The following is a 14,250-nucleotide window of genomic DNA, read 5'->3' as shown; positions in this document are numbered from 1 at the left end:
GGCTAAGGAGACCACGCAATGAAACAGTTGAACCAGGAAGAAGCAAAACGCATCTGCGAGCGCGTGCTCGGGTTTTCCAGGGCGGACGAATGCCGCGTGGCGATCAGCGGCACCCGCACCGGCAATATCCGCTACGCCCAGAACAGCGTGTCCACGGCGGGCCTGAACGAAAACATGCAGATGACCGTGAGCGTCGCCTTCGGCAAGCGCCAGGGCACCGCCTCGATCAATGAGTTCGATGACAAGTCGCTCGAAAAAGCCGTGCGCCGCGCCGAAGACGTGGCGCGCCTCGCACCCGAGAATCCGGAATTCATGGCAGCCATCGGCAAGCAGGAATACAAGGCGTCGAATGCGTTTGCGCGCGAGACGGCCGCCATCGACCCGGAGTTTCGCGCCGAAGTGGCATCGCACAGCATTCTGGCGGGGCGCAAGAACAAGCTGGTCACAGCCGGCTTCTTTGTCGATAACACCGGTTTCGAGACTATCGCCAACTCCAACGGCGTGTTCGGCCACCATGAATTTACCAACGTCAGCTTCACCTGCACCGCGCGCACCGAAGACGGCCGCGGTTCCGGCTGGGTGACCCGCTCGGCCAACGACGTGCGCCGGTTTGACGCGCGCGAAGCATCCAGCGTGGCCATCGAAAAGGCATTGCGGTCGGTGGACGCCAAGGCGCTGGAACCGGGCCGCTACACCGTGATCCTGGAACCGGCCGCCACCTCGGACCTGGTGGGCCGCATGTTCGGCGCGTTCGACGCGCGCCGCGCCGACGAGGGCCGCAGCTTCCTGTCGAAAAAAGGCGGCGGCAATCGCTTGGGCGAAAAGCTGTTCGACGAACAGGTCAACGTATGGGCCGACCCGTGGGACAAGGATGTGCCGGTGCGTCCGTGGGACACCGAATCGATGCTGCCGCGCGAACGCACCGACATCATCAAGAACGGCAAGATCGTCTCGCTCGACTACTCGCTGTTCTGGGCCAACAAGCAAAAGATGAAGGCGCGCGGCCGCCACGGCAACATGATCATGTCGGGCGGATCCAAGTCGCTCGACGAATTGATCGCCTCGACCAAGAAGGGCATCGTGGTCACCCGCACCTGGTACATCCGCGACGTCGATCCGCAGTCGCTGCTGCTCACGGGCCTGACGCGCGACGGCACCTTCTACGTCGAAAACGGCAAGATCAAGCATCCGGTCAAGAACTTCCGCTTTAACGAAAGCCCGGTCTCGATGCTCAATAATCTCGATGAACTGGGCAAGCCGCAGATCCTTGGCGGCGACGGCATGAACTTCCAGATGATGATCCCGCCGATGAAAATCCGCGACTTCAACTTTACGTCGCTGTCGGACGCGGTGTAAGGCGGGGCCGGGCGATGCGCAACTACGATTTCTACTTCACGCGCCTGATGTACGAGTCGGGCGACTGGGACGTGGATATCCGCATGCCCAGCAACGTGCTCAATTCGCTGGTGGAGTACACCACGCTGCGCGTCGATCCGGTGGAGCGGGTGATTGCGCTGGCGGACGCCAAGATGCTGGAGTCGCCCTTCTGCTACCTGGCCGGGCACAAGCTGGTGCAGTTCACGCCGGCCGAGCGCAAGAACTTCGAGCGCTATGTGCGCGGCGGCGGCTTTGTGTTCGTCGACGACTGCAACCACGATATCGACGGCCTGTTCGCCAAATCCTTCGAGGCCGAACTGGCGCGCATTTTCGGCCCCAGGGCGCTTAAAAAAATCCCCAACAGCCATCCGGTGTATTCGAGCTTCTTCCAGTTCGACGGCCCGCCCAACACCGGCAATGAGCTCAATGGCTGGGGCGACGACCTGGTGCACGAGTACCTCAAGGCGATCGAGATCAACGGGCGCGTGCGGGTACTGTATTCGAACAAGGACTACGGCTGCGAGTGGGACTACGACTTCCGCAACAAGCGCTGGCTGGTGGTCGACAATACCCGCTTTGCGGTCAATATCATTCAGTATGCTTTGGGAGCGTGACAGTGTCAGTAGCCTGGGAAGAAAAAGAAATCGCCGACCTCACGGCCAAGATCGGCGCGCTCAAGGCGAGCATGTCGACCGTGATCATCGGGCAGGATGCCGTGATCGAGTCGCTCGTCATCTGCCTGCTGGCCGGCGGCCACGCGCTGGTCGAGGGCGTACCGGGCCTGGGTAAGACCTTGCTGGTCAAGTCGCTGGCGCAGGCCACCGAGCTCACCTTCCAGCGCGTGCAGTTCACGCCCGACCTGATGCCGTCCGATATCATCGGCACCGAAATCCTTGAAGAAAACCAGGCCACGCGCCAGCGCCTGTTCCGCTTCCAGCCCGGTCCCGTATTCACGCAGGTGCTGCTGGCCGATGAAATCAACCGCGCCCCGCCCAAGACGCAGTCCGCACTGCTCGAAGCGATGCAGGAACGCGCGGTGACCTTTGCCGGCGTCACCCACACGCTGCCCAAGCCATTCTTTGTGCTGGCCACGCAGAACCCGATCGAGCAGGCCGGCACCTACCCGCTGCCGGAAGCGCAGCTCGACCGCTTTTTGCTGCGCATCGACGTCGGCTACCCGACCGAAGACGAAGAAATGATGATGGTCTCGCGCACCACCCATGCGGGCCTGCTTGATGCGCCGCGGGTGATGGACGTGGACAGCCTGCTGCGCCTGCAAAAGCTGGTGCGCGATATCGAAATCGGCGAACATCTGCTGCGCTACGCCACGCGGCTGGTGCGCGCCACGCGCCCGCAGGAGTCGCGCGTGGCCGCCGTTGCCAAGCATGTGGGGTGGGGTGCCGGTCCGCGCGCCGGGCAGGCACTGGTGCTGGCCGCCAAGGCGCGCGCGCTGATGCACAAGCGCCTGGCGGTGACGCGCGACGACATCGGCGCCATGCTGCTGCCGGTGCTGGCGCACCGCGTGCTGCGCAATTTCGAGGCCGAAGCCGACGGTGTATCGATTGCCGACATCCTGCTCGCCCTGCGTGCCGACGTCAAGGCCGACAAGGATTAGTCATCGCATGCTGTCGACGTCCGCGCTGCTCGCGCACACCAATGACCTGAACCTGATCATCCGCCATGTACTGGCGGGGCTCGGTCACGGCATTCATGCGGGCCGCGAGCGCGGCGCCGGCGTCGAATTTTCCGAATACCGCGCCTATGCGCCCGGCGACGAATGGCGCCGCATCGACTGGAAGCTGCTGGCGCGCGCCGACCGTTACTACGTGCGCGAAGCGGAGCGTGACAGCCACGTGGCGGTCTGGCTCTGGTTGGACGCCACCGCATCGATGGCGGAGCCGAGCCGCAGCGGCGTGTCGGGCCTGGACAAACTCTGGTACGCGCGCACCGTGTTAGCCTGCATCGCCGCCATCGCGCAGCGCCAGGGCGACGCCTTCGGCCTGGTCATCTGCAGCGGCGAGCGCGTGCAGTTCACGCCCGCTGCGCGCGGACCGCGCCAGATGCAGCGCGTGCTGGCGCAATTGCAGCGCATTGAAGCCGGTGGCACCCTGCCCGATGGCGAAACCCTGCGCGCCAGCATGCCGTTCGTGCGCGCACCCAGCCTGGTGTTCGCCGCCAGCGATTTTCTCGACTGGCCCTCCAGCCAGGCCGAAGCCCTGCTGCGCCTGCGCCGGATGCGCCACGACGTGCGCCTTCTGTGCCTGCAAACGCGCGCCGAGTGCGACGCCAGTTTTGAGCTAGACAGCATCTGGCGCGATCCCGAAAACGCCGACGGCGTGTTCCGCTTCGCATCCGACACGGTTGGGGTCTATCGCAAGAACCGCGACGAACACCTCGAGCGCATGCTGGCGCAATGCCGTCACAACGATATTGCGGTGCTGGCCGCCTGCATCGAAGAGCCGCTGCCTGCCGTGCTGCGCACCTGGTTGCGCCGGGGCGCACGCGCATGAATACGTTTTGGTGGCTGGGACTGGCCCTGCTGGCGTTGCCGGTCCTGTGGCACCGCCAGCGGCGCCAGCGTGTCCACCAGGAGCCGCTGGCCACCGCCCGCTTCCTGCCGCGCACCGATCCGCAGCAACTGCGCGTGTGGCGCTGGACCGAACGCATGCTGCTGCTCGCGCGCTGCCTGTTGATTATCGCCGTTCTTGCCTGGCTGGCCGACCTGGTACTGCCATGGCGGCGCGACGCGGTGCTCATTGCCGCCGGTACCGACAGCGACTGGGCCGAGCGCCAGATCAGGCAGGCCGGCTTTTACGACGCCAGTTGGATCGCCGTGCCCGCTGAAGATCCTTTTGCGTGGCTGGCGCGCCACGACCGCGAATGGCGCGCCGATTCGCGCCTGCTGGTACTCGGTAACGTGCCGATGCCCGCCACGCCGCCACGCTCGCGCCACCGGATCGAGGTGCGCAGCAAGGCGCCGGCTTTCGCGCAGACGGAACAACGCGTGGTTATCGTCAGCAAGCGCGCGGCGCAATGGCGCGCTATGTTCGCCGCGCTCGACGGTCCACGCCGCTACAAGGTCGACGAGGCGCCGCAAGGCGAGGCGGAGCTGGTGATCTGGGATGTACCGCAAGCGGCGCCCGCAGGCCTCTCCGCCCCGCTCTGGTGGGCTGGCGACACGGCCTCGTTCCCGGAACTGGAGAAGGCGGCACAGGTCGACGGCATCCGCTACGCCGGCGGCGCGCGTGGGCGCGTATGGGCCGCCAGTGCATGGCCGCCGGCCGGGCCGGACGCGGCGCGCCGCCTGTTCGAGAACTGGCAGCGGCTGCACTACGCGCCGGTGCCCTACACGATGCCGCCGCAAGTGATCGCCGCCATGTCCACGGCCACGCCGGCGCAGTCCAGCGGCGCCTTGCGCTATCTGCTCACGCTCGTGCTGCTTGGCCTCTTTGCCATGGAACGGATACTGGCCCATGCAAGCCGACGCTGACATCTGCGGGCGCTTACAGTTCGCCGCCACGCGCCGGCGCGCGCCGCTGTGGATCGCGGCGATCCTGCCATGGTTGCTGCTGCTGTCGCTGCCCGGCATCCTGGTGTGGAGCGCATGGGCGGTATGGGATTGCCGCCGCCTGCGCGCGCGCGTGCAGCGCGACTGGACCGGCTGGATCGACGCCACCGTGCCCGCGCTGGAAGACAGTAGCGCGCTGCTGGCCGGCGCCACCAGCGCCATCGGCCAGCTCCAGCGCCGCCGCCTGCTGGCACGCATCGCCACCACGCTCACCGACGACGTGCTGGCGGCCATCGCCAGGGAACGCGTGCGGTTCGACGCGCGCTGGCTCGCGTTAAGCGTGTGCGCGGCGCTGGCCGTGTTCGCATGGCGGCTGGTAGAAGCCGCGCCACTCACGCCGCACGAAGTCAAAGCCCTGGTCGCAAAGCAGACCAGCGAGATCACGGTGCGCGTAACGCCGCCAAAATACACCGGTATGCCCAAATCTGACGGCCCGCCGCGTGAACTGCAGGTGCCGGAGCACAGCGTCGTCGAATGGTGCCTGCGCGCGCCGCAGCCGGTCGATACGCCGATTGAGCTGAGCGACGGCCAGTCGCTCAAGATCGGCCGCGAGTGCGCGCGCTGGAGTGCGACCGAGTCGGTGTTCTGGCGCTGGCGCGGGGCGCGCTACAACTTGCGCGTCATTCCCGACCGGGCGCCCGAGGTCACCTTGACCGCACCGCGCGAGATGATCCACACGCTCGCCCCGGACGCCGCCAGCGCCACCATCACCCTGGCGGTGCGCGACGACTATCAGGTACGGCGCGCCACCCTGCACCTGACCCTGGCGCGCGGCAGCGGCGAGAATATCCGCTTCAGCGACCGCGAACTGCCGCTGCCCGAATCGAACGACCCGCGCACGCGCAACTGGCACAAGCAATGGACGCTGGCCGAACTGGGCATGGAGCCGGGCGACGAACTGTTTTTCTTCGTGCGCGCGACCGACAACGCCGAGCGGCCGCACACCACCGTCTCGCCCACCTATACCCTGCGCCTGCCAGGGCCGGTGGAAGAAACCGACGAGTCGTCGGCGCAGCCGATGCTGGTCAAACCCGAGAGCCTGCGCAGCCAGCGCCAGATCATCATCGACACCGAACAACTGCTGGCGGACCTGAAGGCGACGCCCGGCATGAACCCGGCCACGCTGCGCGAGCGTAGCGAGTCCATCGCCGGCGATCAGGCCCAGTTGCGGCGCCGTTACGGCCAGTTTCTCGGCGAAGAGTCGACCCTGTTCGGCGGCGAAGAGCATCACGACGACGATGAAAAACACGACGTGGTCGCCGAATTCGGCCACGCGCACGACCAGGCCGAAAACGCGACCCTGTTCGACGAGTCGACCAAAAAGATCCTGCGGCGCGCCCTGAGCGCGATGTGGGATGCCGAAAAAGCCTTGCGCGCCATCACGCCGAAGACCGCGCTCGCGCCCGAGCACAAGGCGCTCGAGGCGATCAAGCAGTTGCAGCAGGCCGACCGCATCTACCTGCACAAGACCGCGTTTGTGCCGCCGCCGCTCAAGGAAGAGATCCGCATGACCGGCGACGTGGATGGAACCAAAAGCTACCGCCGCGAGCAGGCAACGGCGGCCGTGCCGATTCCCGAGGAGGTGCGGCGCCTGATCGAAGCGCTCGATGGCGATGGCGCCTTGCCGGCCCTGTGGAGCCGCGGCGCGCACGAGTGGATTCGCTCACGCATCACGAGCGATGAACAGCGCCTCGAAGCGCAGCGCGCCGTGCAGGATGTGGCGGACGGCTGCGCCACGTGCCGCCCGCTGCTGCGCGCCTGGCTGCGCGGCGCCATCACCCAGGCGCCGGTGCTGCTGCAGGCCAGGCCCGCCCCGCAAACCCCATTCACCCGCGCGCTGCGCAAGGAAGTTCCACGATGATCGCCGCAGGCCTGATTTTCCTGATCGGCGCCGGCAGCGCCGCCGTCTACCTGTGGCGGCGCCAGTGGATCGACGCCTTGCTGATCCTGCTGGCCGCTGCGGCGCTGGGCGTGATCGTCGGCGACGTCAAGCTGCCGGCGGGGGTGGGTGGGACACTGTCAATCGATTCCGACGCCGAAGCGATCGACCTGAACGAGGCTGCGGCGGTGCGGCTTTCCGGCGACGGCTTGTCCGCCGCCCAGTGGCACGACCTGCCGGCGCGGCCCGTGCTGTGGGAGGCGCCCACCAGCGAAGTTCTGCATCTGGATTTTCCGCGTGAGCTGACGCTGGGGCGCATGTTCGCGCTGACCGTGCGCCGCAGCCAGGCTGCCAGCTGGCGCTTGCAGCTGCTGGCCGAGAACAAGCAGGTGATTGCGGACGTCGCCGGCAGCGGCGCGGCGCTGACGGTGCAGTGGCTGCCGCCGGTGGCCGAAACGCTGGTGCTGAGCGCGCGCATGCTCGACGCCAGCGGCAAGGTGCTGGCGCAGGGGCCTGTGCCGTTTTCGGTATCGGCGCCGGTGCCGCTGCAAGTGGTGGGGCGCTTCGGCGCGCCATCGTTCGATGCGCGCACGCTCAATGAACTGCTGGTGGGCAGCCATGCGGTGATTGACTGGCAGGTCGTGCTGGGCAAGACCGTCACCCGTAACGAAGGCCCGCGCGCCGCGCTCACGCAGCCCGATTTGCTGGTGGCCGACGCCGCCCACGTGGAGCGCCTGGGCGACGGCGCGCGTGCGGCGCTGCTGGCGCAGGTGGCGGCGGGCACGCCGCTGGTGATCCTGGCGGCCAACGCGCAGGACAAGCAGCTGTGGTCACGCGCGCTGCAGCTGGAACTGCGCGAGCAGGCCGAGGCCCGGCCTTCCGGCACCCCGCTGGCACTGGCATCAAGCCCGCTCAATCCGGCCGGGGCCTCAGGCCAGTGGCGTACGGCGGGTGACCGCATCTGGACGCGGCCGTGGGAAAAGGGCCGCATCGTCTGGCTTGGCGTGGCCGACTGGCACCGCTACGCGATCAGCGAGCCGCAGGCGCTGGCCCTGTGGTGGCAGGGGGTGCTCGACCGCGCCGGCATTGAGCGCGCGCAGGATGTGGCCTGGCTCGATCCGCAAGAGATGCCGCTGCCCGGCCGGCGCCTCGAAGTGTGCGCGCTCGGCGTGCAGGGCAACGTCACCTTCCCGCAACTGAAACAGACGCTTGCCTGGCAGCGCCGCCCGGACAAGGCCGATGCTTCCTGCGTGGCCGTGTGGCCGCGCAAGGCCGGCTGGCTGGCGATGGAAACCCAGGGCGCAAAGCCGGTCGCTGGCAAGCTGTATGTGTACGACAAGGCCGACTGGCTATTGTGGCAAAAGGCGCAGCGGCGCGAGGCCACGGCGCGCTACGCCGCGCGCACGCCGGTGGCGGCGGCGGCGGGCACGGCGCCGCTGCCGGCGTGGCCGTTCGCGCTGCTGTTCGCGGCGGCGATGCTGCTGCTATGGTGGCGCGAGCGGCGCTGACAGCTTGGCAGGGTCGCAACTTCGGTTAAGATGCCGCTGCCAATCTGGCCATCCCTTTCATCCTGGAGTTTCGTCCGCATGGCCGCCCACATTCTGTCACGGCTGTTTTCCTTGCGCCCAAGCGCGCTCGACGCGCATCTGCTGGGGTTTCAAGCCCGGCCCGGGCTCACCGGACTGACCCGCTTTGCGGTGGAGTTTCTCTACTTCGGCATCAAGGAAGCGCGCGCCTGCCTGTTCGCCGGGCTGTTCTTCGCGGCGGTGTTCCTGGTGCCGCGTACCGGCTTGTGGGGTGTGGCGCGCTACGATGCGCTGCTGATCGTGGCCCTCGCCATCCAGGGCTGGATGATCTGGTCGCGGCTGGAGACGCTCGATGAACTCAAGGCCATCACGCTGTTTCACCTGATCGGTTTTGCGCTGGAGGTGTTCAAGACTTCCGGCGCGATCCAGTCATGGTCATATCCGGATTTTGGATGGACAAAGGTGTTCGGCGTGCCGCTGTTCTCGGGCTTCATGTACGCGGCTGTCGGCAGCTACATCATCCAGGCGTGGCGCCTGTTCGACTTGCGCGTCGAGCATCACCCGCCGTTCTGGATGGGGGTGGTGATCGCGCTGCTCATTTATATCGATTTTTTCACCCACCACTACATCGGCGACTATCGCTGGTATGTGGCGGCATGCGCGCTCGGCCTGTATGCCCGCTCGTCCGTCATTTTCCGTCCGCTCGACGTCGAACGCCGCATGCCCTTGCTGCTGGCGTTCGTGCTGATTGGTTTTTTCATCTGGCTGGCCGAAAACCTCAGCACCTTCTTCGGCATCTGGAAGTACCCCAACCAGCTTGGCGCATGGTCGATGGTGCATGTCGGGAAGTGGAGTTCGTGGTCTCTGCTGGTAGTGATGACGTTTACGATCATCGTCAACCTCAAGCACATCAAGGCGCGGATTCACGTGCCGGCGTAAAAAAGGCCACGCCGTCGCCGGCGTGGCCTGTTCATGCAACGAGGACCAGCTTAGAACGCCCAGTCAACCTTCGCGTACATCTGACGGCCGTTGATGCCGATCGGGCAGGTTTCCCAGCAGCGGGTGAAGCCCAGTTGCGGGAACGGTGCGGCGCGGGTTTTGTCCCACTCGGTAGGATAGGTGTCGAACAGGTTGTTCACGCCGAACGAGGCGCTGAGCTTCTTGGTGAACGAGTAGCGCAGCGACATGTCGACCAGCCATTTGGCTTCCCAGGTCTGGATGAACGGGGCGGTGAAGCCCTGGCCCTGCACTGCGCCGTAGTAGTTGGCACGGGTGTTCACGTTCCATGCGCCGGTGGAGTAGTCGGCGGCGATCACATGCTTCTTGCGCGGCTGGCCGCGTTCGATCAGGGTCACCTGGGCGTCGTCGAACAGCTGGGCGCCGGTCAGCACCGGCGATTGCGATTTGCGGTTCTTGACTTCGGTCTTGTTAAAACCCATCTGGCCCGACAGCACCAGGGTCGAACCGGGCCACTTGGTGGTGTGCTCGGCCACGATGTCCAGGCCATCGGTGGTGGTGTCGATCGCGTTGGTGAAGAACTGGGCCTGGCCGACCTTGAGCGGATCGAGGATCGACTTGATCGGGCACTTGGAGGCCGGTACGCAGTTACCGGATTCCGGTGCGATGTTACTCGAGAAGACGATGCGGTCGTCGATGTCGATGCGGTACAAGTCGGCGGTGACCGAGAAGTTCGGCATCGGACGCAGGATCACGCCGATGCTGGCGCTCTTCGAGGTTTCTTCCTTGAGCGGCGAAATGCCGAAGGCGCGCGTGACGGCGCTGCCTTCGCGCGCGGTCAGCGTTTCGGTCAGCACGCCGGCCGAATTGAGGTTGGTCGAGACGGAGCTGTAGAACTTCTGCTGCACGCTCGGTGCGCGGAAACCCGTCGAGACGCTACCGCGCAGGCCGATCTGGCGGGACGGATCGTAACGCATGCTCAATTTGCCGGTCGTCGTGTTACCGAAGTCCGAGTATTTTTCGAAGCGCACCGCGGCGGCGACCAGCAGCTTTTCGGTGATGTTGTGTTCCGCATCGAGGTACATGGCGATGTTGTGGCGGCCCTGGTCCACTTCGGTGCCCGGCGTGTAGCCCGGGAAGCCTTGCGCCCCCGATGCTGCGATGCCGCCGACCTGGTCGAAGATCTTGATGGCCGGGTTGTTGGTGCGGCCGTACTGGTACGAGACCGGGTCGCCCGCTTCGATCGCGTAGTTGTCGCTGCGGTACTCGAAACCGGTCGCCAGCTGCACGGTACGGTCGCCGAACTTGAGCGGGCCGCGAATGTCGGCGTTGAAGGTAGTCTGGTTGAATTTGAGCGTGCCGGTGTCAGCTTCGAGGGGCGACTCGGCGTAGATGCCGCCACCCGGTTTCGGTTCATACCAGTAGCTGACGTTGATCGAATTGCGTTCATGGAAACCGAGCTGGCTGCGGCCGTGGTTCACGCTCACGTCGAACTTCCATTCGTTGGCCAGGTCGCGCTTGTAGCCGACGGCGAACGAGGCGTCCTTCACGGTGGTCATGATGTTCGGCAGGTAGCCGTTCGGGTACACGGCCGGCACAGTGCGGCCGTCGCCGGGCGAGCGGAAAAAGCCCGCCGAGTCGCCGGTGCGCTTGGAGACGCCGCCGAAGGCATAGAACTCGCTGCTGTCGTCGATCGGCAGGCCGGCATTCCACCACAGGTAGGCATCCTTGGCCAGGCTGTCGCCGATGCGCTGGGTCACGCGCGGCGGATTGACGCGCTCGGAGTCGACGCCGGCGCGGTTGGTCTCGTTGCGGCGGCGGCCTTCGACCGACAGGTTCAGGTAACCGCTTTCGCCCAGCTTGACGCCGGTGTTGGCGCTGCCGGAGATCAGGTCGCCGTCGCCTTCGGAGGTGGTGCCGACGCTGCTGCTCAGTTGCGTCTCGTTGGTCTGCTTCTTGAGGACGATGTTGATCACGCCGGCGATGGCGTCCGAGCCGTATTGGGCGGCCGCGCCATCGCGCAGCACTTCGATGTGGTGGATAGCCGACAGCGGAATGGCGTTGATGTCGGTACCGGCCGAGCCGCGTCCAATGGTTTGCTGCACATTGACCAGCGCCTGCTGGTGGCGGCGTTTGCCGTTCACCAGCACCAGCAGCTGGTCGGGACCGAGGCCGCGCAGGGTTGCAGGGCGGATGATGTCGGTGCCGTCGCTGATAAAGGTCGAGGTGAAGTTGAACGACGGGTCCAGCGTTTGCAGCAGCTTGCCCAGTTCAAGGGGACCTGCGGTCTGCATGTCCTTGATGTTGATCAGGCCGACCGGCGCGGCGGTATCGAGCGAGGTCTTGGCGGTCGAGCGCGAGCCGAGGATCACGACGGAAGCGGGGCTGTCTTCGCCGCTGCGGGCCGCTGGTGCTGCGCCCTGCTGCGCATAGGCGCTTGTCAGCGCGAGCAGGAGCGCCGATGCGAGCAAGGTGCGTTTAAGGTGAGGGCTGCCTGGGGTATTCGTCATGTAGATGTCTCGTTTTCGTTTTCATTTTTAGGGAATTCACTGGACACACCCTCGTGGGGCCAGCCAATGTGAAAACGATACTACCCGACGAGTTTTGCGACGCGCAACGAGTCATGTGAGAGTGTTGTAAATGCGTGCAATAGTGGCAAACCGCAGCAAAATGTAGTGCTTCGACCTAAAAAACGATGTAATCTCGACTACGTACCCCGCGCGCGCGCATCACTTATACGCCCACGCTATATGCTTAGAACCTGCGTCGGTAGAACGGCGCCGGGCGCCTATTCCTGCTGGTCCTGCATCCAGCCCTTCAAACCCGTCACCCAGTTCTTGGCCGGCAGGTTCATGCTCTTTTTAATCGCCCCGGCGCGCTCGTACAACACGCTGAAGTCGATCGACGGCGCGCGCTTGAACGCCACCACGATAATGTTCGCGTCATGCACTTCGGGTAGCCACACCACCGCATCGAACACCAGTTCCATGTTCTGCAGGTTCTTGTCGTAGCTGGCGAAGTCGCCGAACACATTGGTAGTCATGATGCCCTCTTCGGACAGGCAATCCATGCAGGCCTGGTAGAACTCGGGCGAATCGAGCACCGGGCCGCGCGCATCTTCGTCGTACAGGTCCACCTGCAGCACGTCGACCTTGCCGTGGTTGGCCGGGTCGAGCACGAAATCCATCGCATCCATCTCGCGCACGTCCAGGCGCGTGTCGTTCGGCGGCAGGCCGAAATGTGCGTGGCAGATGTCGATTACATTGGGATTGAGTTCGGCCACCGTCACCCGCGCCTGCGGGAAGCGCTGGTAACTGAACTTGGTCAGCGCCGCGCTGCCCAGTCCCAGCTGGACGATGTGCTTCGGATTGTCGAGGAAGAGCATCCACATCATCATCATCTGCACGTATTCGAGCTCGATGTTGTCCGGCTTGGCCAGGCGCATGGCGCCCTGCACCCACGAGGTGCCAAGGTGCATGAAGCGCACGCCCTTGAATTCGGTGATGGTGGCCGGCGGGTGGCCGGGTGCGTCGAAACGGGTGGAAGTGGGGGTGTCGGACATCGCGCGCGCAGAAGAAGGGGAAGCGCGATTTTATCATCCGCCCGCCGCCGCTTACACCGGCAGGATCATGGTCACCGTCAGGCCGCCGCCATCGCGGTTGCCGAGCGTGATGCGCCCGCCATGCGCTTCGGCGATTTCGCGCGCCAGCGCCAGGCCCAGGCCGGTGCCGCTGCGCTTGGTGGAGTAGAACGGCACCAGCGCATTGGTCAGTACCGCGTCGTTCATGCCCTGGCCGCGGTCCATCACCTCAATGCGCAAGGTGCCGTGCGCCTGGCGCACCTGCAGCGCCACGTCGCCAGCGGGCGAACCCGATTCGTGGGCATTCTTGAGCAGGTTGAGCAAGGCCTGTTCCATCTGGGCCGGGTCGAAGCGGGCGCTTTCCTGCGGCAAGGCGCCTGCCACCGTCAGCGCCACCTGCGACGCCAGTCGTTCGACAAACGCAGGCCACTGGCATTGTTCGATGCGCGGCGAGGGCAGCTTGGCGAAGCGCGCGTAGCCGAGGATGAAGCTCTCCAGGTGGCGCGTGCGCTCTTCGATGGTTTCCAGGATCTGCGGCAGGCGCTCGGTCTGGCCGCGCCGCACCAGCTCCGCGCCCGAGTGGGCCAGCGAGGTGAGGGGAGCGAGAGAATTATTCAGTTCGTGGCTGATGACGCGGATGACCTTTTTCCAGGTCTGCACTTCCTGGCGCCGCAGCTCGTGGGTCAGCTGGCGCAGCAGCAGCAGTTCGTGCTTGCGGCCATTGAGGCTGAAACTGCGGCGCGCCAGGTGGTAGACCTCTTCTTCCTCGCCTTCGCCGGCGGAAAACAAGCCGTCGCCGCCGCGCGCCAGCGCGTCCACCAGCGCCGGCGAGGCCTGGCCGAGGATCTCGGACAGGCGCTGGCCTTCGAGCTTGCGGCCCTGGCCCAGCATCTGGCGCGCCGACAGGTTGGCGTAGACGATGGCGCCGGGGCTGCCCGCCGCGTCGTCGACCAGCAGCATCGCCACCGGCGTGTTCTGGACCATGGTATCGAGCAGCAGTTCGCGCTGCACCAGCGCCAGGCGCTGTTCGCGCAGCACGTTGCCGAGTGCGTTGTGGGCCGCTACCAGGTCGGCCAGTTCGTCGTTCTGCGGCCAGTGCAGGCTGAAGGAAAAGTCGCCGTCCTTGTAACTGGTGACGGTGCCTTCGAGCGCGCGAAACAGCGACAGGATCGGGCGGATCTGGGCGCGCATGGTGATCACCGCGAGCGGCACCACGCAGGCCAGCGAGAGCGCCACGACCAGGACCAGGCGCCCCGGCAGCAGGCGGTCCAGCCCGAGCGCGATCAGGATGCCGAGTACCAGCAAGGTGCCGACCAGCGCCGAACAGCGTGTGATCAGCGATAAACGCAGGGACGGCCGCATC

The 14,250-nt window shown here is 65.7% G+C and carries 11 protein-coding genes; 8 read left to right on the top strand and 3 right to left on the bottom strand.

Annotated features, from left to right (window positions below; all coding sequences use genetic code 11):
• Nucleotides 1-18 precede the first annotated feature (18 nt).
• The 8 genes from F1609_RS09960 (at nucleotide 19) to F1609_RS09925 (ending at nucleotide 9,289) form a co-directional block, all read left to right on the top strand.
• Complete coding sequence (locus F1609_RS09960) at nucleotides 19-1,356, top strand: TldD/PmbA family protein (protein ID WP_167076281.1); 1,338 nt, start codon at nucleotides 19-21, stop codon at nucleotides 1,354-1,356.
• 14 nt (nucleotides 1,357-1,370) lie between these two features.
• A complete protein-coding gene (locus F1609_RS09955) occupies nucleotides 1,371-1,991 on the top strand; it encodes a DUF4159 domain-containing protein (RefSeq protein ID WP_167076280.1) in 621 nt (206 codons plus the stop codon).
• Between the two features lie 2 nt (nucleotides 1,992-1,993).
• Nucleotides 1,994-2,992, top strand: coding sequence for an AAA family ATPase (locus tag F1609_RS09950; RefSeq protein ID WP_370661611.1), 999 nt, complete (start codon nucleotides 1,994-1,996; stop codon nucleotides 2,990-2,992).
• Between the two features lie 7 nt (nucleotides 2,993-2,999).
• A complete protein-coding gene (locus tag F1609_RS09945; RefSeq protein WP_167076279.1) occupies nucleotides 3,000-3,887 on the top strand; it encodes a DUF58 domain-containing protein in 888 nt (295 codons plus the stop codon).
• Complete coding sequence (locus F1609_RS09940) at nucleotides 3,884-4,867, top strand: BatA domain-containing protein (RefSeq protein WP_167076278.1); 984 nt, start codon at nucleotides 3,884-3,886, stop codon at nucleotides 4,865-4,867. The genes F1609_RS09945 and F1609_RS09940 overlap by 4 nt, the downstream gene beginning before the upstream one ends.
• Nucleotides 4,851-6,806, top strand: coding sequence for a DUF4175 family protein (locus tag F1609_RS09935; protein WP_167076277.1), 1,956 nt, complete (start codon nucleotides 4,851-4,853; stop codon nucleotides 6,804-6,806). Before F1609_RS09940 ends, F1609_RS09935 begins: the two co-directional genes overlap by 17 nt.
• Nucleotides 6,803-8,332, top strand: coding sequence for a hypothetical protein (locus F1609_RS09930; RefSeq protein ID WP_167076276.1), 1,530 nt, complete (start codon nucleotides 6,803-6,805; stop codon nucleotides 8,330-8,332). Before F1609_RS09935 ends, F1609_RS09930 begins: the two co-directional genes overlap by 4 nt.
• Before the next feature lie 78 nt (nucleotides 8,333-8,410).
• Nucleotides 8,411-9,289 carry a DUF817 domain-containing protein gene (locus F1609_RS09925; protein WP_187362976.1) on the top strand — a complete coding sequence of 293 codons (879 nt, stop codon included), beginning with the start codon at nucleotides 8,411-8,413 and terminating at the stop codon, nucleotides 9,287-9,289.
• A gap of 50 nt (nucleotides 9,290-9,339) precedes the next feature.
• On the opposite strand, the gene F1609_RS09920 is transcribed toward F1609_RS09925, so the two are convergent.
• The 3 genes from F1609_RS09920 to F1609_RS09910 form a co-directional block, all read right to left on the bottom strand.
• Nucleotides 9,340-11,817 carry a TonB-dependent receptor plug domain-containing protein gene (locus F1609_RS09920; RefSeq protein ID WP_167076275.1) on the bottom strand — a complete coding sequence of 826 codons (2,478 nt, stop codon included), beginning with the start codon at nucleotides 11,815-11,817 and terminating at the stop codon, nucleotides 9,340-9,342.
• Between the two features lie 278 nt (nucleotides 11,818-12,095).
• Nucleotides 12,096-12,869, bottom strand: coding sequence for a spermine/spermidine synthase domain-containing protein (locus tag F1609_RS09915; RefSeq protein ID WP_167076274.1), 774 nt, complete (start codon nucleotides 12,867-12,869; stop codon nucleotides 12,096-12,098).
• Nucleotides 12,870-12,920: 51 nt separating this feature from the next.
• Nucleotides 12,921-14,249 carry a sensor histidine kinase gene (locus F1609_RS09910; RefSeq protein WP_167076273.1) on the bottom strand — a complete coding sequence of 443 codons (1,329 nt, stop codon included), beginning with the start codon at nucleotides 14,247-14,249 and terminating at the stop codon, nucleotides 12,921-12,923.
• Nucleotide 14,250 lies beyond the last annotated feature (1 nt).

Source organism: Massilia aquatica, from assembly GCF_011682045.1.
GTDB classification, from domain to species: Bacteria; Pseudomonadota; Gammaproteobacteria; order Burkholderiales; family Burkholderiaceae_D; genus Telluria_A; species Telluria_A aquatica.
The sequence above is the reverse complement of the archived record's forward strand: the minus strand, read 5'-3'. Positions and strand labels throughout refer to the sequence as shown.

Bases quoted from the DNA above. Each gene is read 5' to 3' on its own strand.
- F1609_RS09960 (WP_167076281.1), top strand. From the start codon at position 19: ATGAAACAGTTGAACCAGGAAGAAGCAAAACGCATCTGCGAGCGCGTG.
- F1609_RS09955 (WP_167076280.1), top strand. From the start codon at position 1,371: ATGCGCAACTACGATTTCTACTTCACGCGCCTGATGTACGAGTCGGGC.
- F1609_RS09945 (WP_167076279.1), top strand. From the start codon at position 3,000: ATGCTGTCGACGTCCGCGCTGCTCGCGCACACCAATGACCTGAACCTG.
- F1609_RS09940 (WP_167076278.1), top strand. From the start codon at position 3,884: ATGAATACGTTTTGGTGGCTGGGACTGGCCCTGCTGGCGTTGCCGGTC.
- F1609_RS09935 (WP_167076277.1), top strand. From the start codon at position 4,851: ATGCAAGCCGACGCTGACATCTGCGGGCGCTTACAGTTCGCCGCCACG.
- F1609_RS09930 (WP_167076276.1), top strand. From the start codon at position 6,803: ATGATCGCCGCAGGCCTGATTTTCCTGATCGGCGCCGGCAGCGCCGCC.
- F1609_RS09925 (WP_187362976.1), top strand. From the start codon at position 8,411: ATGGCCGCCCACATTCTGTCACGGCTGTTTTCCTTGCGCCCAAGCGCG.
- F1609_RS09920 (WP_167076275.1), bottom strand. From the start codon at position 11,817: ATGACGAATACCCCAGGCAGCCCTCACCTTAAACGCACCTTGCTCGCA.
- F1609_RS09915 (WP_167076274.1), bottom strand. From the start codon at position 12,869: ATGTCCGACACCCCCACTTCCACCCGTTTCGACGCACCCGGCCACCCG.
- F1609_RS09910 (WP_167076273.1), bottom strand. From the start codon at position 14,249: ATGCGGCCGTCCCTGCGTTTATCGCTGATCACACGCTGTTCGGCGCTG.